This is a genomic window from Brucella sp. NBRC 14130, from assembly GCF_040371715.1.
Classification (GTDB): domain Bacteria; phylum Pseudomonadota; class Alphaproteobacteria; order Rhizobiales; family Rhizobiaceae; genus Brucella; species Brucella intermedia.
Map to the genome: position 1 here is coordinate 201,660 of NZ_BAABTE010000003.1, position 23,239 is coordinate 224,898.

Sequence of the window (23,239 nt, forward strand, 5' to 3'; positions counted from 1 at the left end):
ATTTGTTTTCAAGTTTTACCGTTCTCAGTCACGAAGTTCGCGGCGCAAGATCTTGCCGACATTGCTTTTCGGCAGGCTTTCGCGGAACTCGACTTCGCGCGGGCGCTTGTAATTGGTAAGGCGCTCGGCGCAATAGGCTTTGACTTCGTCTTCAGTGAGGTTGAGATCGCTGCGCACGACGAACAGTTTCACGACTTCGCCGGAATGTTCGTTCGGTATGCCAATGGCAGCCGATTCCACGATGCCGGGATGACCTGCGGCCACTTCCTCGATTTCGTTCGGATAAACATTGAAGCCGGAAACAAGGATCATGTCCTTCTTGCGGTCGACGATTTTGGTATAGCCCCGCTCGTCCATGAAACCCATGTCGCCGGTCCGGAAAAATCCGTCGGGCATGATTGCGCGCTTGGTTTCGTCCGGGCGGTTCCAGTATCCCGTCATCACCTGTGGTCCGCGCACGCAGATTTCGCCGACCTCACCGAGAGCGAGGTCGTTTCCATCATCATCGCGGATCGCAACATCGGTTGACGGCATCGGCAGGCCGATGGTTCCGGAGAACTCGGTTGCATCCAGCGCGTTGGCGCAGGCGACGGGCGAAGTTTCGGAAAGGCCATATCCTTCGGTGATGTGACAACCGGTCATTTTCTGCCAGCGTTCGGCCACAGGACGTTGTACAGCCATTCCGCCGCCGAGAGTGAGAATAAGAGGTTTGAAATCCAGGGTCTGGAAATCTGGATTATTCATGAGGCCATTGAAAAGAGTGTTGAGGCCCGGGAAGATATGGAACGGGGATTTCCTCAGTTCCTTGACGAAGCCAGCAATATCGCGCGGATTGGGAATGAGGATATTTCGCGCACCAAGCTTGATGCCGATCATCGCATTCACGGTAAGCGCGAAGATGTGATAGAGCGGCAGCGCACACACGAAATTCAGCGCCTTCGGCTTGCCCTTGTTGCGGAAGGCAACCTCCATCCAGGTATGCATCTGCTCCACATTCGCAAGGATGTTGCTATGGGTCAGCATCGCCCCTTTCGAGATGCCGGTCGTGCCTCCGGTATATTGCAGGAAGGCAAGGTCGGAACCCTGTACCGGAACCGGGTTGAAGGATAGGACACGGCCTTGAGCCAGTGCATCCTTGAAACGGATATGCCCCGGAATGGTCCATGCCGGCACCATTTTCTTCACGCGGCGCACGACCAGATTGATGATGTGGCCCTTGAACCCGTGCATGTCGCCCATGGACGCGACGATTATGTTGGGAACGTTGATCGAATTGAGGGTCTTTTCCACCGTCGATGCAAAATTTTCCAAAACGATCAATGCTTTGGCGCCGGAATCCTTCAACTGATGTTCCAGCTCTCGCGGCGTATATAGCGGATTGACGTTCACGACGACGAAACCTGCGCGGAGAATGGCCGTGAAGGCAATCGGATAATGCAGGATATTTGGCATCATCACCGCAACGCGGTCGCCCTTCACGAGACCGCGCGACTGGAGAAACGCAGCCAGCGCACGCGAATATTCATCGAGTTCCTTGTAGGACAGATCCTTGCCCATGCAGGTGAAGGCTGGGCTGGAGGCGAATTGCCGGCAAGATGCCAGAATCATATCGCCGATGGAAGTTGCCGTGCTCAGATCGATCTCGTGCGGAACGCCAGCCGGATATGACTTGAACCAGATCTTTTCCTGCGTCGGCGCGCCATTGGCTGGCGATCCCGCGGTCATGGATTCAACTACGGATGCACTTTGCCCAGTCGTCTTTTTCGCCATTTCTTCTCCCCGGATCGCTCCGTCCTAAATTGGGCCGCATGTGCGCCCGCCGTCTCCCAAGCCATCCGCCCCCCGGAAGGCTTCCTCATTGGTAAATGTGGTCGAGTTTTAATCTCTTCGCAAGAGTTACATTGACGTAAGCGTAAATTATAAAAGAGTCGAGCGTCTCTCCCAATTTTGCGGTTTGACAATCACGATTGGTTGAAACCGGCCATCGTGAAAATAGCCTGTCCGGCGGGTCAGGCATATCGAAATTGGGCCCGACAACTATGTTTGATGAGCTCCGAATGCCGGATTTCTAAGAGATTGAACGAGTATCGAGATTGCCCTGCCGCCATAGGTGACAAGATCATAGTTCCGGTCGCCTCGCAACCATTCGTTGAGAAGGCCGCTTAGAAGGGACAGCAGGATCGGTGCCGCCGTGTCTGCGGTCCATTCCTTTGAAAGCTCCCCGCGTCTTGCAGCCACGTCCAGCAATCCTGCGAACAGGGAGAGGACGTTGGCGCGCGCTTCGCGAAGGCGATCTTCAAGCGGGGCCATTTCGCCGACGAATTCGCATCGCTGGTTGATAATGATGAAAATGTTCTGCTGACGCTCGTTGTTCGAGAAAAGCTGCAGCGCCTGAATGATCGATTGCTCGAGCACGTGCATCGGATTGGGGTGGTTGACGGCCGCAGCCTGCAGCATGATTTCTTCTTGCGGAAACCGGACATTGCCGATGATGGTGCGAAGAATCTCCACCTTGTCGCGGAAGTGGAAATAAATCGCACCCCGCGTCACTCCGGCATGACAGGCAATTTCCATCAGTGTAGATTGGTTGACACCACGCTCGAGGAAAACCTGCTCGGCAGCCACCAGAATGGCTTCCCGGGTTTCGGCTGCCTCGGCTTTCGTTCTTCGCATGATTTCTCTCGGGTGAATGCAGTCTGATGGCTTAGTTCGCCACTTGAATCCGGGTAACTCATTCGTGATCTGTAATATTGAGCGATTGACTATAACACGGTAGATCGTATTTACAAACACTCGTGTATGTTAAATTGGCAGCACCGCGCGACAGCAAGGGCACTCCCACCATGACTTTGAACCGTTCCATTCGGCTTTTTGCGGCAGGGGCCGCTTTTCTTGTCTTTGCGGGGCAACCCGTTCTGGCGCAGGCACCCGGCGGCGCAACGCCGCCACCGCCACAGGTATCTGTTACCGTGGTCGAGCCGCATGATGTACCTGTCACCTACGAATATGCGGCGCGTATCAGTGCCTATCGCGACGTTCAGGTGCGTGCGCGTGTCGGCGGGATATTGCTTCACCGCAATTTCATCGAAGGCACGGAAGTCAAGGCTGGCGACGTGCTGTTCGAAATAGACCCGGCACCTTACCAGGCGGAGCTTGAAAAGGCTCAGGCACAGGTGGCACAGGCCGAGGCGCAGTATCAGCAATCCATCCGCGACGCGGAGCGCGCAGAACAGCTGGTCCAGCAGAAGGTGCAGAGCACTGCCGTTCGTGATTCGGCTTTCGCGACGCGCGACCTGAACAAGGCGTCTGTCGCCGCAGCCAAGGCGCAGCTGCGCACGGCTGAACTCAATCTGAGCTATACCAAGGTGACGGCGCCCATCAGCGGCATCACCAGCCTCGAACAGGTCAATGAGGGCAGCCTTATCGGTACGGATGCGTCTTCCAGCCTTCTGACCTCGATTACCCAGCTCGACCCGGTCTATGTGAACTTCTCCTTCACGGACACGGAAGCCGCTGAAATCGACCGTTTGCGCGCCGAGCGCGGTGCGACGGGCGAAGATGCCGACCGTCTCAAGATCAAGGTTCTGTTCGGGGACGGGCAGGCTTATGACCACGAAGGAACGATCGATTTCACCTCTTCGTCGCTCGATACGGAAACGGGTACGCTCGGTGCCCGCGCGGTGGTCGAGAATCCCAAGCGTCGCCTGATCCCGGGTCAGTTCGTTCGCGCTGTCATTCTTGGCATCCAGGTCAAGGATGCCATCACGATCCCGAAGGCCGCATTGCTCCAGGGGCCGCAAACGCAGTTCGTTTACGTGGTCAACAAGGACAATATCGTCGAAGTCCGGCCGATCACCGTTGCTCGCGAACTGAGCGATGCCTGGCTGGTTTCCGAAGGTCTCAACGCAGGTGACCGCGTCATTAGCGAAGGGCTTATCAAGGCAGCCCCGGGCAAGCCCGTTAATCCGGTCGACGCAGCTACCGAAGCAGGCAATAGCACATCGCCGGACAAGGCGGGTGCCGAAGCTGGCAAAGAACAGGCGGCAGGCAAGCAATGAACAGATTTTTCGTCGACCGCCCCGTTTTCGCGGCGGTCATCTCCATTGTGCTCGTGCTGGCAGGCCTGATCTGTATCCGGATTCTGCCGATTGCACAGTATCCCGAACTGACGCCGCCGCAGGTTGTTGTCAGCGCGACCTATCCCGGCGCCAGCGCCGAAACGGTGGCGCAGACCGTTGCCGCGCCGTTGGAACAGCAGATCAACGGCGTCGAGAACATGCTCTATATGCAGTCCTCGAGCCTCGGCAGCGGCACGATGCAGCTGACCGTAACCTTTGCTCTGGGCACCGACCCGGATCAGGCCACGATCAACGTCAACAACCGCGTGCAGCGTGCGACTTCCTCGCTTCCGCAGGAAGTGCAGCGTCTTGGCGTCACGGTGGACAAGCGTTCCACCACAATTCTGGGCATGGTCGCCATGTTCTCCGACAGCGATCGCTACGATCGCACCTATGTCGGCAACTATGCGCTTCTCAATGTGGTTGACGATCTCAAGCGCCTTCAGGGCGTTGGCGACGTGCAGCTTCTCGGCAACATCGATTATTCGATGCGTATCTGGCTGCGTCCCGACAAGCTGGCGCAGTATAACCTGACGCCGAGCGATGTCTCGACCGCCATTCAGGAACAGAACGCGCAGTTTGCAGCAGGCCGCTTCGGCGATCAGCCTGACCCGCAAGCCGGGCCGTTCACCTATACCGCGACCACACAGGGGCGCCTCCCGGATGCCGCGGCATTCGAGAACATTATCCTCCGTTCGAGCCCCAATGCGGCAACGCTCCGTCTCAAGGACGTTGCGCGTGTCGAACTCGGCACGGAAAGCTATCTCGTCGACAGTAATCTGAACGGCACCTCGGCCGTCCCGATTGCAATCTATCTGCAGCCGGGCGCCAACGCGCTCAACACGATGGAACTCATTCAGAACCGTATGGATGAGCTGAAGGCAAGCTTCCCGGCAGGTATCGATTATTCGATTCCGTTCGATACGACGAAGTTCATCAAGGTCTCCATCGAGGAAGTGATTCACACCTTCATCGAGGCGATCATTCTCGTCGTGCTGGTGGTGTTCATCTTCCTGCAGAACTGGCGGGCGACGCTTATCCCGATCATCGCGGTGCCGATCTCGATTATCGGTACTTTCGCGGGCATGTATGTGCTGGGCTTCTCCATCAACCTCCTGACGCTCTTCGGTCTCGTGCTGGCAATCGGTATCGTGGTCGACGACGCCATCGTGGTGCTGGAAAATGTCGAACGTATCATGACGACGGAAAAACTGTCGCCGCGCAAGGCCGCCATCAAGGCCATGGGCGAAGTGACGGGGCCGGTGATTGCGATTGTCCTTGTGCTGTGTGCGGTGTTCATTCCGGTCGCCTTCATGGGCGGTCTGGTTGGCGAAATGTACAAGCAGTTCGCCGTGACCATCGCGATTTCGGTGACGCTGTCGGGTCTCGTGGCTCTGACGCTTACACCGGCGCTTTGCGCGCTTATCCTGAAGCCGGGTCATCATGAGCCGATGCTGCCGTTCCGCATCTTCAACCGCTTCTTCGAGCGGGTGACGGATGGCTACTCGCGCGGCGTTCGCTTCTTCCTGAAGCGCGCTGCAATCGGGCTGGTCATTTTTGCGGGCCTTCTTGGCGCCACCTACTATCTTTTCGAAAGGGTGCCGGGATCGCTGTTGCCGGATGAGGATCAGGGCTTCCTGTTCAGCGTTGCAGTGCTTCCTCCCGCGGCCTCTCTGGAACGTACAACGGCGGTTCTCGATCAGGCGAGTGCGAATATCCGGAAAAACCCCGCTGTGGAGAGCGTCTTCGCGGTATCCGGCTTCGACCTTCTGTCGGGCGGTCTGAAAACCAGCGCCGGCACGATGTTCATCATGCTCAAGGACTGGAAGGAACGCACGACGCCTGAAACCGATGCGCGCAATCTTCCCGGTGCCATCATGGGGATGAATACGGGGATCAAGGACGGTCTTGTTCTTGCGTTCAACCCGCCTCCGATCATGGGTCTCAGCACGACGGGCGGCTTTGAACTCTATGTTCAGGATCGCACGGGCGGCGGTGTGGATTCGCTGACGCGGGCGACCAAGCTCATTACCGAGGCTGCCGTCAAGCGGCCGGAGTTGCAGGGTGTGCGCACGACGTTCGATCCGAACGTTCCGCAGTATGACATCCAGCTTGATCGCGAAAAGGCGAAGGCCATGGGTGTGCCGATCAACTCGGTATTCACGGCAATGCAGGCAACCTTCGGCAGCCTCTACGTCAACGACTTTACGCTGTTTGGCCGCAACTATCAGGTCAACTTGCAGTCGGAAGCCGAGTTCCGTCGTGATCCGAGCGATCTCAAGCATGTCTTCGTCCGTGCCAATTCCGGCAGCATGATCCCGCTCGATGCACTCGTGACCGTCAAGCGTATTGTCGGTCCTGATCAGCTCGAACGTTTCAATGCCTTCAATGCGGCGAAGATCACCGGTAATCCGGCGCCGGGCTTCACCTCCGGCGACGCGATCAAGGCGATGCAGGAAGTGGCTGCGGAGGTTCTCCCGCAGGGCTATCAGATTGCATGGACCGGCTCGGCCTATCAGGAAGTGACCACCAGCGGCACAGGCACGCAGGCCATGATCTTCGGCCTTGTCATGGTGTTCCTGATCCTTGCAGCGCAGTACGAACGCTGGAGCCTGCCACTTGCCGTCATAACGGCGGTGCCTTTCGCAATCTTCGGCGCGTTGCTGGCGACCGATCTGCGCGGGCTGACCAATGACGTCTACTTCCAGATTGGTCTGGTGACGCTCATAGGTCTGGCGGCGAAGAACGCGATTCTGATCGTGGAGTTCGCGGTGCTCGAACGAGAGACCGGCAAATCCGCCATCGAGGCGGCGGCGTCGGCGGCTCGTCTGCGCTTCCGTCCGATCGTGATGACCTCGCTCGCCTTTATTCTGGGCGTGGTGCCGCTCGCGATCAGCACGGGTGCCGGTTCGGCAAGCCGTCACTCCATCGGTACGGGCGTTATCGGCGGCATGTTGGCAGCAACGTTCATCGCCACGTTCTTCATTCCGATGTTCTACAGTCTGATTGCTCGTAAGCCTCCGAAGAGGCCGGAGGATGAAGACGTGAATGAAACGATCAGCCCCAACCCGCAGGCTGATAATCACGTCTAGCCCGCTTCAAGCTGCAAACGAAAGCCCCGCCGAATGGCGGGGCTTTTTGCATCCTGTACCCGCACTGCTGCCAGGGCGGAAATGGTTGATTACCAGTCTTCGGACGAGGACTGCCCGGCTCTAGAGCATTTCCAGCAAAAGTGTGAAACCGCTTTGCGTTGGATAATGCGATAAAACAAATGAGTTAGAGCGGTTCCGGCGATTCTATTAGAACAGGAGCCGCTCTAGAAAAGCGATGCGATACTTTGAACGATTGCCCAGCCTAGGAATGTCGCCGGCACGCTGAGTGCTGCGAGCATGATGCCCAGAAACACATAGGCGGCTTCATTCGGCGAGCGTTTTGTTTGTTCCGGAGTCTTGTGCCATTGAGCAGGTACGCCATCGAACATTGTATATATCCTCCTTCTCCCTCGCTTTGATTATTGATCGGAGCTGGATTTGTTCAAGTCAAAATAAATGGATGTATTTATCGTCTCGCTTGTGCTAAAAGCGGCGCAACTTATCCTGATTTGTCTATTGTTATGTCGCTATTAAGACGCGTTTTCCGTGCTATTTGTTTGATGGAAAACAATTTTACTTTTATACTGTAAGTATCGACATATCGGAAATTTCAAAAATATCTGAAAATTCGTTTGGTAGCAGTATTCTCCTGCGTCAAAATGGCACGCAATGGGCGGACAAATTAAACGACCCGCCCGTCCGATGTCCGGATCAGTAAAAGCTGTTCGGGAAATAGCGCAGGTAAAGCTCCGTCAGCGTGCCCTTCTGCTGCAAAGCTTGCAGTGCATTATCGAAGGCGCTGACAAGGGGAGCGTTTTTCTGCGCAACGGCAATGCTGAGCCCGGTGCTCAGATACTGGGGTGCCAGATAGGGGCCGGCTGCGAAGGTGCAGCATGCATGGCCCTCGGGACTGTTAAGCCACACGGACAGCGACATGCCATCGTGAAAGACTGTGCCGATCTTGCCGCTCCTGAGATCGGCGAGCATGCTCGGTTCATCAGGGTAGGGATTTGCGACCGCCTGGGGAAAATAGCTTTTCAACAATTGTTCATGGGCGGTACCTGCAATGACGCCGACGTTCTTGCCCTTCGTGGCCGTCACAGGATTATCGTTAAAGGCGCTGGCATTGGTCGTCGCAAAACGCGCAGGCAGCCGCATATAGGACCGTGAATAGGCAAATTGTTCCCGGTTTGCTTCGGTTGGCTTCCACCCCGCCAGTATGGCTTCAGCCTGTCCGCTGAGCAGGCGCTCCTCCAGCTCATTCCATGGGACAGCTTCGATCTGACATATGTCGTCGACGCCCAATTGACGGCAAAGGGCCTTGGCAAGGTCGATATTATAGCCGGAAAGCTGCCCCCGGTCGCCGAGCATATTGAACGGTGGAAAGTCCACGGTTGTAATGAACCTTAACCGTGTGAGCGCTTGCAGGGACGGCAAGGGCAGGCGCTCCCTCTGGTTGATGAAGGACGGAGCCTGGGGCTCTGTGTCGGAAGCCTGCGCGCTATGAATACCACATGCGGATGCCAGCGCGATCAGCAGTCTTGGAAGGTGGCGTTTCATGACCCGTCTCTGCTCTCTTTTTTATAATTTCGCGTTAACCGCACGATCGATTGCCTCTCCAGTATTCACCAAAAGTGCCAGGAAAATAAAGGTTGCAATTCTTTTTGAGTATATTACGTTCCGATTGTAATTTTGCTGAAATAATTAACTAATAAAGCGTTCGGTAAAATTACTATATTAGTATATATCTAAAATACAAATCACAAATATTCAGTAGTGCGGGGGTGCTATGAGTAGTGTATCGACTGCGTTCGATCTGGAGATATGCAGCGCCATATCAGCCAGACTGGAACAATGCGGCGTAGCGAGAGAGGCGTTGCTTGGGGCATATAGTGCTGCTGCTCGCCACGGAACGTCGTTTTGCGTGGAGCTGGTTCAGCGGGGTGATGTTGCGGAATCGGTGCTTTATGCAGCCATAGCTGATCTTTTGACATTGGAGTTCACAAACGAAGCCTTGCCGTCCCGTATTTTCGTATCGGGCGAAGAAAAGCCGTCGGCTTTCATCGATGTAGGACAGGTTATGGTGCTCGGCGCAGATGGAAGCAGCTATCTCTATATAGCGCCTTCGGAAAATCGCATCCGGACGCTTCGGGACTATGTGCTTGCGACGCCGCAGTTGAAGAACCGGATACGGATCTGCACGCCGACGCTCCTGAAGCAGGTCATGCGGCAGCGGCATCAAAAGGATCTGATCGCCAGAGCCTATGAAATGACACCGCAATCGCTGTCCGCATCGCGCGTTCTCGATACGCCGCAGGCGTTTATCATCGCCATGGCGGTTTACGCGCTTTTCGCCTGCATGTTCAATTGGCCCGCGACCACTCTCCTTGTTCTCCATGTAGCACTGTCATTATTCTTCTTCGGCTGTGTGATGATCCGTCTGTTCGCAGCGGTTGCCGGACGGCGGCTGAAGTTTCTGGAGATCAGGAAAAGCAGGCCGCGCGATCTGCCGATCTATTCCGTGCTGGTCCCGCTATATCGGGAACAGGAGGTGATAGGCCAGCTTGTAACGAGTTTGAAACGCCTGAACTGGCCGGCCAGCAAGCTCGATATCAAGCTTGTCTGCGAGAAGGACGACTTCGATACGATCGCCGCGATACGTCGTGTGGGGCTGCCATCGAATTTTGAACTGGTTCTCGTGCCGTCTGGCGGGCCCAAGACGAAACCGAAGGCGTTGAATTATGCATTGCAGTTTGCCCGAGGGGAGATCGTCGCGGTCTTCGATGCCGAGGACCGGCCTCACCCTGACCAGTTGCTTGAAGCATGGCAGACCTTTCAGGCCGAAGGCGACAAGCTGGCCTGCGTGCAGGCGCCGCTGATCATCGGGAATTTTCGCCATAATCTGCTGACGCGAATGTTCGCCTTTGAATATGCAGCACTTTTCCGCGGGCTGCTGCCTTGGCTGGCTTCCCGGGGGCACGTTATTCCCCTCGGAGGAACCTCCAATCATTTTCGGCGGTCCTGTCTGGAGGAGGTTGGCGGCTGGGACGCCTACAACGTCACGGAAGATGCCGATCTCGGCGTGAGGCTTGCTCGTTTCGGGTATCGTATCGGTGTCATCACGCGTGGCACGATTGAAGATGCGCCCGTAAACTATGACGTCTGGCGCAAGCAGCGGACACGCTGGCTCAAGGGCTGGATGCAGACATGGCTCGTCCATGGCCGCCAGCCGCACAATACCTGGCGCGAGCTTGGCTGGTTCAGGTACTCCGTCAATCAGGTCTATACCCTGGGAATAATCGGTTCGGCGCTTCTACATCCTCTGATGCTTGCCATGTTCGCCTTCCTGCTGATCGGAATGCTGTTCGGGCCGCTGACGACACACAGTATCTGGCTGTTGGGGATCGATGTGACGAACATTCTGCTGGCCTATCTGAGTTTCTACCTTCTGGGGGCCAGAACGATGGAACCAACGGAACTGGGAGGGTATGCGTACCTGTTCTCGATCCCGGTATATTGGGTGCTGATCTCAATTGCGGCCTGGCGCGCGCTATGGCAGCTGGTGCATGTGCCGCATCTTTGGGAAAAGACACCGCACCAGCCAAGCCTGTTTTACATCTCCACCGATGACGAGGTGAGGAATGTTGAGCCCCGTCCGATGATTGATTGATCCTCGGCCCCGATTGCCTGAAGGTCTCTTCCCTCATAGGGCAGCGTCAAAAGAATGCGCCGGATTGCTGCCAGTCTGGCGCGTCTCTTGTCATTCGAACGGATGATGGTCCAGGGCGCGTACCCCGTATCCGTCCTTTCGAGCATGGTGTGCAATGCATCGGAGTAATCATTCCAGCGAGAAATTCCGGCCACGTCCATCGGCGAGAACTTCCAGTTCTTGAGAGGGCTGTGGCGCCGCTCGTGAAAACGCTTGAGCTGCATTTCCTGGCCGATATCCAGCCAGAATTTGAAAAGATGGATGCCATCCGTCACGATCATGCGCTCGAAATCGGGCGTTTCGGTCAGGAAGGTTTCGAGTTGCGCCGGGGTGCAGAACCCCATGACGCGTTCCACGCCCGCCCGGTTGTACCATGAACGATCAAACGTGACGAACTCGCCGGCCGTTGGGAAATGCGCGACATAACGCTGGAAATACCATTGGCCCTGTTCCGTTTCGGTTGGCTTGGGCAAGGCGACGTTACGCGCGGTTCTGGGGTTCATGAACTCGCGGATTGTAAAGATGGTTCCGCCCTTGCCGGCAGCGTCGCGGCCTTCAAAGACGCTGATGACACGCCCGCCAGTATCCTGAAGCCAATATTGAAGTTTGACGAGTTCGATCTGAAGTCGCTCCAGCGTTTCCTCATATTCTTCCGACTTCATCTTGGATGGATAGGGATACCCGCCTGAGCGCAACGCATTGTCATCGATCCATTTCGGCAGCTTCGGATCGTTTATGTCGAACGTCCGCGTCTCACCTCCAATTTTGAGCTTGATTGGCTCGTCGCCTGATTTTGCCTCGTCTTTTTTGTCTTTCTTTTTGTTAGCTGTCTTCGAACTGTCACCCACGGCAATTCCCTTTCGTTTATATCAAGGCATGATATGGGCTGTTTGGAAGCTACGTAAAGGACATCCGGACATTTCCGGATAAAACATGATTCCGAAAAGCGGGAACCGGTTTTCGGGTGAAAACATGCTTGAACAAAAATTTAGAGCGGGATCATCGCGCTCTAAGGTCGATGCCACAACCGCAGAGGAAGCAGCATGAGCGAGGCAGGCAATCACACCGGTCCAGAACCTGAAGCGGAGAAGTCCATTTTCGAACCGCTTCTTCGGGTCAAGGGTGTCGTGATCGCCAGCATGGTTCTCGCCGTCTGCGTGCTGGCTCTCGATCTTCCCTTCTGGTTTCGCGCTGGTCTGCTGGCCGTGGTCGTGCTCGGCGCCGTCTGGCTCGCAAGCGAAGTTGCAAGCAGTGAGCCGGATGAAGTGCCGGTAAAGAATATAGCGCCCAACGAAATGGCGGGAGTGTCCGGCGAGCGCCTGGCAGACCTTCTGACCGACCCGATGGTTGTCTTCGATCATGGCGGCACGGTGTTGTTCACCAATTCAGCGGCTATCGAAGCATTTCAGTCTCTGGAGACTGGCACAGCGCTCTATCTGCGGTTTCGGGCACCGGAAATGCACGCACTGATTCAGGGGGTAATCGCCGATGGCGAAGCACGCAGCATAGAATATTTCGAGCGCGTCCCGATCGATCGCTGGTTCAAAGCCATGGTCAAGGCATTGCCAGGCAAGGACGGCAGACCCGAACTTTTTGTCCTGCTGTTTCGCGACCAAAGCGAAACACGGCGCATCGACCGCATGCGCTCGGATTTCATCGCGAATGCGAGCCACGAGTTGCGCACGCCGCTCGCTTCGCTGCGGGGATTTATCGAAACGCTGCAGGGGCCAGCGCGAAATGACGCGGCTGCCCGTGATCGCTTTCTGGATATAATGCAGAAACAGGCCGAACGCATGTCGCGCCTGATCGATGATCTTTTGTCTTTGTCGCGACTGGAAATGCGGGCCCATCTGACCGTCAATGAATGCGTCGACATGACTTCCATTCTCAATCACGTTGCCGACACGCTGGCGCCGCTGGCCGCAGGCCTCGATATCAATATCGAGCGGGTATTGCCGGATCATCCCGTCATGGTCACCGGAGCGCGTGACGAGCTTATCCAGGTTTTCCAGAATCTCGTGGAGAATGCCTGCAAATATGGACAGGCTGGCAAGCGCGTCATCGTCAAACTGGACGAAGACGATAGCGGCAGTTCTCCGGAGGTCGTGGCGTCCGTTCAGGATTTTGGTCCGGGCATCGCGGCCGAGCATCTGCCGCGCCTGACGGAACGGTTCTATCGGATCGACGTGGAAACGAGCCGGGCTCAGAAGGGCACAGGTCTTGGCCTTGCCATCGTCAAACATATTCTCGCCCGGCACCGCGGACGTCTGGTCGTTCGCTCACAACTGGGCGAAGGCTCGACATTTACCGTACGGCTGCCGAAACGTGCGGCATAGATGGCCTAGCCGAACTTGCGCAAGAGCCTCCATTTCAACGGGCGCAGCTTGGCGTAGAGGGAGGTCTCTCTCAGTCTTTCCATGCAACGGGCGAGGCTAAGCGAAATGCGCCCACGTAAAGTGACCGGCCGAATATAATCACGCAGAGGTGTCGTCCGGTCGCATATGCCGGACTTCCATGGCTCGTCGCCAAAGCCCAGATCGAACATGGTGTAACCGTCAGCCTTGAGCGCAGATAACAGGCGCAATATTAGCAGTTTTCCGGGTGAAAACTTGCTCCAGACGCCGTTCTCGAACGTTATGATCATTGCGCAATAATGGCCATTGCGGACGACGCTCCACAGTGTAGCCAATATGGTTTCACCCACGGCCAGCGCGGACAGGTGCAGGGCGCCATGTCGGGCGAGTTGCTCTGTCGCTTCTTTAAAGAAGCGTCGTTTTTCAGGATGCGCATCGAAACCGGGAACCATGGTTTCTTCAAAACGTCGCTGTTTCTGGCGGAACATGGCATCCAGAACAGACCGGCGCTCAGCTTCGGTCTGCGCTATAAGAAACCGGGCCCCTTCCAGCTTCTGAAAGGCTCGGTCACGTTTTTTGATATTGCCGATACCCTGCATGGATTTTTCTATTTCCGCGATCGGACGCACCAGTGACATCGTGTGCGTGGATGCGCTGGAACAGCGGTCCGTTACCGACCATAAGGGATTGATAAGACCCTCGACACGTTCCGGCATTTTGCAAAGCGCAACGACATCGTGAGAGGGAACCGATGCAAGCACAGCTGCGAGGACGCGCATTGCGGCATCATGCGAAAGCTGTGTTGCGGCCGGAAAGACGATAGGGGCATTATAATCGCTTACGCCCTCATCGATAAATGAAAGGACCCGGGAACCGCAGATGTGTGTGATAGAGAGCGGCAGAAAGAGAAGCGGTGTACCGTCAGTCTGGCGAACCTCGGTCAAGCAGAGCTGTACGCCGGGTTCTTGCCCATAGCTCGCTTCCCATGCCCGGATAAAGGATTTGGACTGAAAGACAAAAAATGCGCAGCCGGTTTTGTCATCGGCGTCCGGCCAGTCTATGGATAGCTGTTCCGTGATGCTGAAAACCCGGATGTCAAAATCTTTGGTCAACATAAAAGGCTTTCAGTATTCCGAGCGCACCGAATCTCATTTTATAGTTGAAGTGTTTATTGGATTTGAAACCAAAAAAAACTATGAAGTTCTGGCTTGTCTGGTCCTGATCCCAAATTGCTTCGCGCGTGCTTTTTCACAAATAGGGCAACGATGTCTGTTTCGATTATCATCAAAACCTTGAACGAGGAAAAGCGCATCGCCGGGGCTGTTGAAAGCGCCCTGAAAGCCTTGCCCGGCGGAAAAGTCGAAGTGATCGTAGCCGACAGCGGCTCTACCGACCGCACGATCGAGATTGCACGGGCCTATCCGATCAGGATTGTGCAGATCGAACCGCCGGCGCAGGCCAGTTGCGGCCTCGGCCCGCAGCTGGGTTTTCAGTATTCGACCCAGCCTTTTATCTGCCTGATCGATGGCGACATGATAATTGAGCCGGATTTTCTGCCCGCCGCCCTTGCTTATCTCGACAGTCACCCCGATGCTGGTGGCGTGACCGGCCATGTCGTGGATCAGGTTCTGGAAAGTCTGGAATTCCAGCGCCGTTCAAAACGACATTCGCCCGAAGCACGGACAGGCGATATCGACCGGATGAACGGCGGCGGGCTCTACAGGCGCAGCGCCATCGAGCAGGCCGGATATTTCTCGGATCGCAATCTGCATGGTCATGAGGAATTCGATGCCGGTGTCCGCCTGCGAAGCCATGGGTGGAAACTCCATCGTCTGGACCGGCCGTTCGTGCAGCATTTCGGCTATACGATGAATGCCTATAAACTTCTGGTCCGTCGCTGGAAGAGCAAATACCTGCGTGGCACCGGCGAAGTGTTGCGTGCTGCGATGGGGCAGCCGCATCAAAAAAATCTGTTTCGCGAACTGCCGGAATTGCGCCTCTGGGGCGCGGTCTATCTCTGGTGGCTGGCGATTGTAGCCGCTCTGTTTTTCGTGCCGGGATGGTTTCCTGCAATTGTTGTGGCGGCCATTATTGCCGCGGCGCCTTTCGTGGCAATGTGCGTCCGAACGCGTAGTATCGAGCTTGGTGTCTACGCGGTGGTTGCATGGATATTCCATGCAGCAGCACTGCCCCTTGGCTTTTTTCAGCCACGCCGTAAACCGACCGACTGGATTGAAAGCAAGGTTATAAGGGAGCCCTGATGGACATTCGGCGACTGGCCTCATCCGCCTTGTTTATCGGGCTCGCAGTGTCCGGCGCCGGTGCTGAAGAATGGCTTCCCGTCAAAGAAAACAATCTCGAAATCTCCGCCGGGAGCCCTCTCGATTTTTCGGGGTTTCTGGTCAATACGCCGATCGAAGAAAAAAAACGCCTGATCGCAAATCCCTACGGGCGTTTCGCTCAGGCTGACAAGCCGGGCGAGGCGCTCCGCCTGCAATGTGCGTCAATTGCCTGGGGACCGCCGTCGTCGGGGGCGGTGGATCGTGCCTTCATCGATCGATATGTGCGGCAGCTCAGTCTGCACGGTTACAATATAGCCCGGTTTTACTTCGTCGATGCCGATCTGATGCTCGGACAGGCGCAGGATTTCGACTTCCGCCCTGAAGCCCTTGACCGGATGCGCTATTTGATGGCTGCGCTCAAGCGCGAAGGCATCTACTGGATTATCGACGGACTGACCTCTGAAAGTGGCGCCTTGGGCGGCAAGGACATCGATCGCTGGGGCGTGGACGGCAATCTGAAGCGCCGAATCTATGTGGACGATGCGGCATTCGATCATTGGCTGCGTTTTCAAAAAGAAGTCTTCGCGACGGTCAATCCTTATACGGGACTTGCACCTTTGCACGACCCCGCGCTCGCGCTGATCGTTCCTTTCAACGAAAATGGCATCGAGTTTACGAGCTTTGTGCATGAGCACGCTGACGGGACAACATTCTGGACAGGCTATCGTCCTGCATTCAATGCTTTTCTGAAAAAGCGATATGCGGACACCCGTGCCTTGTCACGAGCCTGGGGCGGTTTGGCCTCCGGCGAAAATCTTGAACAGCAAACTGTCCAGTTGCCGGAAAGCCGGAGCGGCGGCGGCGGACGATTGCGGGATTTTCAGGCTTTTCTGGTTGAGAGAGAACGGTTGTTGACCCAACGTCTGGAGCAGGCGTTCCGCGATCTTGGTTATCGCGGCCTCGTCGCTCCCTATAACAACTGGTTCACGGTCCAGACGGCTCTTTCGCGGCAAAACCAGCAGGCGGTCGTTGCCAATACCTACCACGACTGGATCGGAACCCTGAACCCCGGTACCGAAATCAAGGATACGAGTTCGATTGCCGACGCCGCTTCCTACGTCGGTGAAATCGCCGCCGGACGCTGGCTCGGACGGCCTTTTCTCGCAACAGAATACGAGCACCTGTTCTGGAACCGTTATCGTTATGAAGCCGGAATAGTGATGCCAGCCTATGCCGCTTTGCAGGGCTGGGATGGTATCTGCCGCCATGGTCAGGGGCCGCTGACACTTGCATTCGACGAGGCGGCTCCATTCCGTCAGCGCATCATCCCCTATACCTTCGCTGTAGATCCCGTCGCTCGTGCCGGTGAGACTGTGGCATCGCTGCTGTTTCGCAGGGGCGACGTCGAAACGGCAGCTTTCAATGTGCCGTTCATGATGCAGGGAGAGACGAGTCTTGGTGAATCGCTGGAGTTTCGAGAACCGGCGCGACTGAAGCCGTTGGCGCTTGTCGGAGGGATCGGTCTGGCGACGAAAGAGCAGGCCTGGCCGCAGGGACTGCAAAAATCAGTTGCGGTGGACTACCGGAACGTGTCGCTCGACAACGTGTTGCAGCGTTTGAAGGGCGCAGAACTTGTCCCGCAGGATAATGCCACTGATCCGTCGCAAGGCTTTTTTGAAAGCGCTACAGGCCAGATCATGCTCGACCGCAACAGGCAGCGGATGCAGGTTGTTACACCTGAGACCGAGGCCATTGCCTTTGCCGAGCTGAGAGACCCCGTGACATTAAGTGAGTTGTCCCTCGGTAATGCGGAGGCGAGGGGGTTGTTTGCCGTTTCGGCAATTGATGGAAAGGTGCTGAAGGACAGCGAAAAGCTGCTTGTCATTTTCGCCAGCGATGCACGGAATTCCGATATGCGTTTCCGTGACAAGGCAGAGAAGGTTATTGAAGACTGGGGACGTCTGCCGGTTACCTTGCTGCGCAATCGCGTGGATGTGAACCTGGCAGGAAACACGGTGTCATGGACGCTCTCGCCGGTTGGCCTTGATGGCAAGGTCCACGAACGAGTAGCCGCCGGGTCTGGCCCGATCGCTTTCCGTTTGGATAATGGTGCGGGCAAAGCCGGACCGACCACTTTCTTCCTTCTGGAAAGGAAGCTTGCTGTTCAATAGAAATCCGTCGACAACCTGCTCCAGCTTTCCCCGGCAAGTCCGCCAATAAAGATATCATTGCGCTGGATCGCGCCTAGTATGTCCTCGTTTGCGGTGACCACACAGACATTGGCTTTGAGACGAAAGAACATGATGGATTGCTGCGAGAGCGCATTGAGATAGCGCGGATCGACGCGGCCTTGGGCTGCGATATGTCCTTCCTCCTGCAGATGGAACAACATCGCTTCGACAGCAGGTTTTTCCGCCCCGGCTTTTGCAACGACATTCAGAACTTCCGCCATGCCATTGGGGCGGCTGTAGTAGCAGAAAAGGGCGCTCGGGCGCCCGGATTGTTCGCTGATCTTGCAGAACCGCAAGATACCGGCCGCCTGGTTCCCCGCCGCCATGTCCAGCAGCCAGTTGATGTCGTTTTCCGTCCAGTCCGGATGTGCGCAATAGCCTTGCAGGAAACCGGAGATGAGCGAGACAGCCTCATCCTTCGCTATTTCCGTCACATTCGCTTGCGACCTGGGGGCCTTCTTGATTGGCGGGAGGGGAAAAAGGGGATTGAGCATTTTGCCAAGCGAGCTTGTCCCGCGCCCTCCGAGGATTGGACGCCGTTCGGCGACGTAATTGGCCACGTAGCTGGCGGCCTGAAACACCCGTGTCCATCCCAGACCATGCGCACTGAGAACAATTCCGCCGATCGCTTCGGAATGCCTGAGACTTACGGGGGCTGCGCTGTCGGTGAAATTGAATAACTTTTCGCTCGGACGCAGGGTAAGGGTCAGTTCAGCGGCGCCGCGCGGGGAGACCTCCGGCTTCATCATGAAAGCGCAAACCAACCGCCCCATGACACTTTTCCCATTGACCTTGTAAGGGATGGGCAAGACCGAGAGTGCGCTGTCGATCTCGCCGCGCTCGTCCTCGTGCACAACACTGCCAATCGCAGGGTCGTAATAGGGGTTCTCGAAGAAAAATCGCTGAAAATACTGATCGAAAGTTTCGTTACATGACTTCGAATGTGGGCGAAAAACTCGCTGAAACAGGTTTCGGATCGCCGGGATATCATCAAGCTTCATTGCGCGAACGCGCCGCGATTTGACGTCGTTTGCCGAGGTCGAGATATCCGCCATCTAAGCCCCCACTGTTGAAACCGCTTTCTGCTCTTCTGCGTCACGACTCCGACGAACGAGGTAGATAACACATCCCCATGATGCCAGCACAATACTGATTTCAATTGCGTAAATGGCGGCGAAAGTTCCCGTGATCGGCGCGTACCACGTTGCCAGTGCCAGGAGCGGCGCGCCGAGAATATTGCCTGTGTTGAGGACAGCCGTGCGATAGCTGTGCTGGCTGGCGGCACCCAGAAGATCGACCGCTATCGACCACAGGGCAACAAACACGGTGATCCAGCAAAGCGTGCGGCAGAACGAAACCAGCGTGTCATACTCACTGCCAAACAGATAGGGCAGATAGGGCGCGATGATAAACACGGCCAGCGACGTCAATATGCCGATTGCAAAAGCGGCCCCAAGCAGGCGCATCGTGATCGGCAGGGCATGATGGATGCCGTTTGCGCTGGCGCGGGCCAGATGAGGATAGACAAGACGGTTCATCGCCTCGACGGTCAAGGTGCTGCTGTCGATGATACGACGTGTGACGCCGTAACTGCCGACGACGCTCGGCGGCATCAATGTGCCGAGGAGCAGGAGGTCTGCATTCTGGCGCACAGCCTTGAAGATGAATTGCGAAGCAAACATCACGCCCAGCCGTATTTCGTCGCGCACGATCGTATATTGCGGCCGTCCGAGCCTGCGCAGAAACAGTGCGTAGACCACGGCGACCAGTACATGGGCTCCAAACTGCCAATAGGCCCACCCGACGACAGTGGAGACATCGAATAGAAGGCAGGCGATTGCTGCCGCAATGGTTCGGGCAATGGCGAAGCCGACGACGGAGAGATTGGCGGATACGAAGTCGGTATGTGCGATATAAATCTGCTCGACCAGCAGGATGAGGCGCATAAGCACGATGTTGGTGACGAGCAGCAGGAAAAGCCCGAACAGGTTTCCTGTAAATTCAGGAGAATTGTAAAGCCAGAGCGGCAATATGATCATTCCGGCGGCGACGAGGACAATGCCGGTAATCGCGATGAGAATGAGATTGTGGCCGAGCATCGCGGGGTAGATTGTCCGGTCCTGCGCCACGCGACGCACGAGGCATTCTGCTCCGCCCAGGCCACAGATGAAGGTAGCGATGTTGGTTACGGCCATTACGGTCACGAACAGGCCAAACTCGTGGGAACCAAGATAACGCGCCAACAAGGCAAATGTAAAAAGCTGTGCGATGTTTGCTGCAAAAAGGCTGCCGCTAGAAGCTGCGTAGGACAGTAATGTCGACCAATGGCGTTTCAAATTTTCATACCGAATTTTCGGGCCGGTCCGGACCGTAGTGAAGCGGAGTGCTTTTTGTTGAATTTCTGATGGTGCAGCATATGCTCCGTTTTCTCTTAATCCCGAAAAACACAAGGTGCCAAGCACGTCGACGGAAATTTGTCGCAAACTGCAAGACTAAATGATCCTCAAGGGCATTTTGGTGACACCATTGCGGATGATTGCCTTTCATTAACCGAATTTTTTAATCTTTAAGTCTAAGGAAAACAGTGGCGCCATGTTCGCGCTGTCGAGTGAACTTTAGGGGCAACTAATGTATACGTTGCGTGACCTCGCTTCGAAAGCACAGGTAACGGAGGCCGCTGGTGAAAATCCGGTCCCCGTAGATGAGCGGTTGCGCGCAGCCCGGCGCGAAACGCATATCATCCGCGAAGAAGAGAAGACCACCGAAACAATTGCGCCCGCTCACAACGGGCTGATGTTGCCTGAAATCGACCTGTTTGAAGCGCTGGCCTGGATGCGTGCCCGGTGGATTTTGATAGCCGCGCTCGCGATCATCGGCGGCCTGGCGGGCCTTGCTTACGGCATGACGGCAAAGCCCCGATATACAGCCTATACCGATTTGCTGGTGCCCCCATCGGGTCTTCAGTTGCTGCCCAATGACGTCTATGCCCAGAGCCTTCAGGCTGACAGCCAGATTCTCGACATTGAAAGCAAGATGCGCATCCTGACTTCCGGCAACGTGCTCCGGCGGGTCGTAACGGATTTGAAACTGAATGAAGACGAGGAGTTCGTCCCGCCTCCGCCAGCCTTCGATCTGCGGGCCATGCTTGGCCTCAGCAAGCCTGCAGGTCCGAAGGATGATACGCTGGCTGCGGTGCGCGCCCTGTCGCAGCGCATTACCGTTACGCGGCCTGAACGATCCTATCTGGTCACGATTGCCGTCTGGACGGATAATCCGGAAAAATCGGTGAAGGTTGCGGATTCTCTCGCAAACGCCTTTCAGGAAGAAGTCGCCCAGGCGGATGCCGACGGGGCGGGGCGGGCGGCTGCAGCCCTATCCGAACGTCTGGCTTCGCTGCAAAAGGCCGCGACAGAAGCGGAAGAGAAAGTTGCCGCGTTTCGCAGGGCGCATGGCTTGCAGACCGCTGGCGGCGAACTTGTCAGCACCCAGTCCATGACGCAGATCAATTCCAAGCTGGTTGACGCCAAGGCGCGAGTTGCCGACGCAAGCACGCGCTACGAGGAACTGACGAGGGATACCGGCAGCGCTGTCAGTCCTGCAAGTACATTGCAGTCGCCTACGATGACGAACCTGCGCGGACAATATGCATCGCTGAAACAGCGCTACGACGCTCTCGCGATGACCTATGGGCCACGGTATCCCGAATTGATAAATACGGAGCGGCAGCTTGCCGGTCTGGAGCAGCAAATGGCGCAGGAACGGGCGCGCATCCTGCAATCCGCGAAGGTTGATCTGGATCAGGCAAATGCCGTTGTCGCATTGCTCAACGCCCAGGCTGCTTCGGCCCGTTCAGCGGTTGCGCTTGACAATGATGCGCAAGTCCAGCTTTCGGACCTCGAACGTGACATGGCCGCGAAAGTGTCGATCTACAACACCTTTCTGACCCGTTCATCGGAGACGAGCCAGCGCCAGCAATTGGATGCGACCAATATACGGATCATTTCAACGGCTATTCCGCCGATCGGCCGGAGCTGGCCTCCGAAGACGCTGGTGCTCGGTGCGGGAGGCGGTATTGCCGGTATGGGACTTGGTGTGGTGCTGGCGCTCGGCCTCGGCTATCTTGGAGCGTGGCGCGGAAATCGGGAAGGTACGATCTGACCTTGGCTGAGCTGTCGGTTCATTACCGTGAGGAGATACAGCCGCGAGTCTCGTCAGCTGTCGGAGCTGGCCTTTTTCTGTGCATGTTCCTGTTTATGTGGATAGGCACCAATCCCTATCCCGACATTGGTGCGGTGACCGGTGTCACAGCCAAAGCCGCCGACTCCAGTTCCTTCAACCAGCTTGTCACTCTCTTCTTGACGGGCGGCTTTCTGATCTGCGGATTGAACAGCTCCATGCGCAGTGTCATCATGCAGCCGCGCATTTTGATGGGGCTCGTTTTCTTCTGGCTTCTCCTGACGGCTTTGCTGTCGGCCCACCCCATGATCGCCAGCAAGAAAGTCGTGCTGTCTATCCTGACTGCCTTGAACGCGAGCATCTTTCTTATGTTGCCGCAGTCCGAACGCCAGATGGCGCGGTTGCTCGCAATCGGCTCGCTGATAACGCTGGCATTTGCCTATTTCGGCGTAATTTTCATGCCGCAGCGCGCTATTCATCAGGGCACTGAAGTCCTTGAGCCCATGCTGGCTGGCGCCTGGCGCGGTCACTATCCGCACAAGAATGCCGCCGCCGCATCTTTGGTGCTGATGAGTTTTCTGGGGCTTTACATCCGGAAACGCGGTTTGCCGATAACAGGTCTGCTGATTGTCGCCCTTTGCGTTTTTTTCGTGTTGCATACAGGCGGCAAGACATCGACGGCCATGTTGCCTTTTATCGTGGTGATGTCGCTGGTGTTCGTGCGGTGGAAATGGACCCGTGTTTTCATTGCAGTCGGCGGGATCGCGGCCTTTAACATTGTTGCCGTAGGGGCCGCTGTCTTCGATCCACTGCGCGAGCTTGTAGAAAGCTTGGGAGTTGACGCCAGTTTTACAAACCGTTCTGATATCTGGAAACTTGCATTCTCTGCGATCTCGGCCAAGCCGGTTTTCGGCTACGGTCTGGACTCGTTTTGGAAAACGCCCGAAATGGTCTATGCAGGCGGCGGCGGTGCAAGCTGGGCGGTTGCCGCCTTCAATGCGCATAATTCATTCCTCGATATGATGATCAATGCTGGCATTATTGGTCTCATTCTGACACTCATCTGGATAATGATTTTGCCGCTTCGATATATTAGGGAAGCGGAAAGCACAGACAACGACCCTATATTAACGCTGCTTTACATTCGCCTTTGGCTTTACGGATTATATATGTCTTGTATGGAAAGTACGTTCTTTCAGAACGGTGGGGCACTATGGTTCTGTATCATGGTTGCTGTCTTCGGATTGCGCTTGCAGGCTAAGGCAAGGCTCGTCTGA

Annotated in this window: 16 protein-coding genes; 8 read left to right on the forward strand and 8 right to left on the reverse strand. The window is 56.1% G+C overall.

Annotated elements, in window-relative coordinates; all coding sequences use genetic code 11:
- Positions 1-24 precede the first annotated feature (24 nt).
- A complete protein-coding gene (locus tag ABWW28_RS07095) occupies positions 25-1,770 on the reverse strand; it encodes a long-chain fatty acid--CoA ligase (protein WP_112670651.1) in 1,746 nt (581 codons plus the stop codon).
- Positions 1,771-2,037: 267 nt separating this feature from the next.
- Positions 2,038-2,673, reverse strand: a complete 636-nt coding sequence (locus ABWW28_RS07100; protein ID WP_112670649.1) for a TetR family transcriptional regulator — start codon at positions 2,671-2,673, stop codon at positions 2,038-2,040.
- 170 nt (positions 2,674-2,843) lie between these two features.
- On the opposite strand from ABWW28_RS07100, the gene ABWW28_RS07105 reads away from it, so the two are divergent.
- Together ABWW28_RS07105 and bepE are read left to right on the forward strand one after the other, a co-directional pair.
- Positions 2,844-4,058 carry an efflux RND transporter periplasmic adaptor subunit gene (locus ABWW28_RS07105; RefSeq protein WP_006471074.1) on the forward strand — a complete coding sequence of 405 codons (1,215 nt, stop codon included), beginning with the start codon at positions 2,844-2,846 and terminating at the stop codon, positions 4,056-4,058.
- Positions 4,055-7,210 carry a multidrug efflux RND transporter permease subunit BepE gene (gene bepE / locus ABWW28_RS07110; protein WP_112670647.1) on the forward strand — a complete coding sequence of 1,052 codons (3,156 nt, stop codon included), beginning with the start codon at positions 4,055-4,057 and terminating at the stop codon, positions 7,208-7,210. Before ABWW28_RS07105 ends, bepE begins: the two co-directional genes overlap by 4 nt.
- A 224-nt stretch (positions 7,211-7,434) precedes the next feature.
- Here the strand turns inward: bepE and ABWW28_RS07115 are convergent, their stop codons facing one another.
- Together ABWW28_RS07115 and ABWW28_RS07120 are read right to left on the reverse strand one after the other, a co-directional pair.
- Complete coding sequence (locus ABWW28_RS07115; RefSeq protein ID WP_006466025.1) at positions 7,435-7,599, reverse strand: hypothetical protein; 165 nt, start codon at positions 7,597-7,599, stop codon at positions 7,435-7,437.
- 322 nt (positions 7,600-7,921) lie between these two features.
- Positions 7,922-8,770, reverse strand: a complete 849-nt coding sequence (locus ABWW28_RS07120) for a transporter substrate-binding domain-containing protein (protein ID WP_112670645.1) — start codon at positions 8,768-8,770, stop codon at positions 7,922-7,924.
- Between the two features lie 229 nt (positions 8,771-8,999).
- Between ABWW28_RS07120 and ABWW28_RS07125 the strand changes: the two genes are divergently transcribed.
- Positions 9,000-10,880 (forward strand): glycosyltransferase, encoded by a 1,881-nt coding sequence (locus tag ABWW28_RS07125; RefSeq protein WP_278388694.1) that lies wholly within the window; start codon positions 9,000-9,002, stop codon positions 10,878-10,880.
- On the opposite strand, the gene ppk2 is transcribed toward ABWW28_RS07125, so the two are convergent.
- Positions 10,823-11,767: a polyphosphate kinase 2 gene (gene ppk2, locus ABWW28_RS07130; RefSeq protein WP_112670641.1), complete on the reverse strand. Its 945-nt coding sequence runs from the start codon at positions 11,765-11,767 to the stop codon at positions 10,823-10,825. The genes ABWW28_RS07125 and ppk2 overlap by 58 nt on opposite strands.
- A gap of 195 nt (positions 11,768-11,962) precedes the next feature.
- Between ppk2 and ABWW28_RS07135 the strand changes: the two genes are divergently transcribed.
- Entirely contained in the window at positions 11,963-13,255 is a 1,293-nt protein-coding gene (locus ABWW28_RS07135) for an ATP-binding protein (protein WP_112670639.1), read from the forward strand.
- Positions 13,256-13,260: 5 nt separating this feature from the next.
- On the opposite strand, the gene ABWW28_RS07140 is transcribed toward ABWW28_RS07135, so the two are convergent.
- Positions 13,261-14,388 carry a GNAT family N-acetyltransferase gene (locus ABWW28_RS07140; RefSeq protein WP_113368599.1) on the reverse strand — a complete coding sequence of 376 codons (1,128 nt, stop codon included), beginning with the start codon at positions 14,386-14,388 and terminating at the stop codon, positions 13,261-13,263.
- Between the two features lie 150 nt (positions 14,389-14,538).
- On the opposite strand from ABWW28_RS07140, the gene ABWW28_RS07145 reads away from it, so the two are divergent.
- Both ABWW28_RS07145 and ABWW28_RS07150 read left to right on the forward strand, forming a co-directional pair.
- Positions 14,539-15,534: a glycosyltransferase family 2 protein gene (locus tag ABWW28_RS07145; protein WP_113368600.1), complete on the forward strand. Its 996-nt coding sequence runs from the start codon at positions 14,539-14,541 to the stop codon at positions 15,532-15,534.
- Positions 15,534-17,726, forward strand: a complete 2,193-nt coding sequence (locus tag ABWW28_RS07150) for a glycoside hydrolase (RefSeq protein WP_112670633.1) — start codon at positions 15,534-15,536, stop codon at positions 17,724-17,726. The genes ABWW28_RS07145 and ABWW28_RS07150 overlap by 1 nt, the downstream gene beginning before the upstream one ends.
- Here ABWW28_RS07150 and ABWW28_RS07155 read toward each other — a convergent pair.
- Together ABWW28_RS07155 and ABWW28_RS07160 are read right to left on the reverse strand one after the other, a co-directional pair.
- Complete coding sequence (locus ABWW28_RS07155) at positions 17,720-18,841, reverse strand: hypothetical protein (protein ID WP_112670631.1); 1,122 nt, start codon at positions 18,839-18,841, stop codon at positions 17,720-17,722. The genes ABWW28_RS07150 and ABWW28_RS07155 overlap by 7 nt on opposite strands.
- The gene (locus ABWW28_RS07160) at positions 18,842-20,122 is read right to left on the reverse strand and encodes a lipopolysaccharide biosynthesis protein (RefSeq protein ID WP_112670629.1); all 1,281 of its coding nucleotides are present in this window, start codon (positions 20,120-20,122) and stop codon (positions 18,842-18,844) included.
- 292 nt (positions 20,123-20,414) lie between these two features.
- On the opposite strand from ABWW28_RS07160, the gene ABWW28_RS07165 reads away from it, so the two are divergent.
- Positions 20,415-21,944, forward strand: a complete 1,530-nt coding sequence (locus ABWW28_RS07165; protein ID WP_112670627.1) for a GumC family protein — start codon at positions 20,415-20,417, stop codon at positions 21,942-21,944.
- Entirely contained in the window at positions 21,914-23,239 is a 1,326-nt protein-coding gene (locus ABWW28_RS07170) for an O-antigen ligase family protein (protein ID WP_353390621.1), read from the forward strand. The genes ABWW28_RS07165 and ABWW28_RS07170 overlap by 31 nt, the downstream gene beginning before the upstream one ends.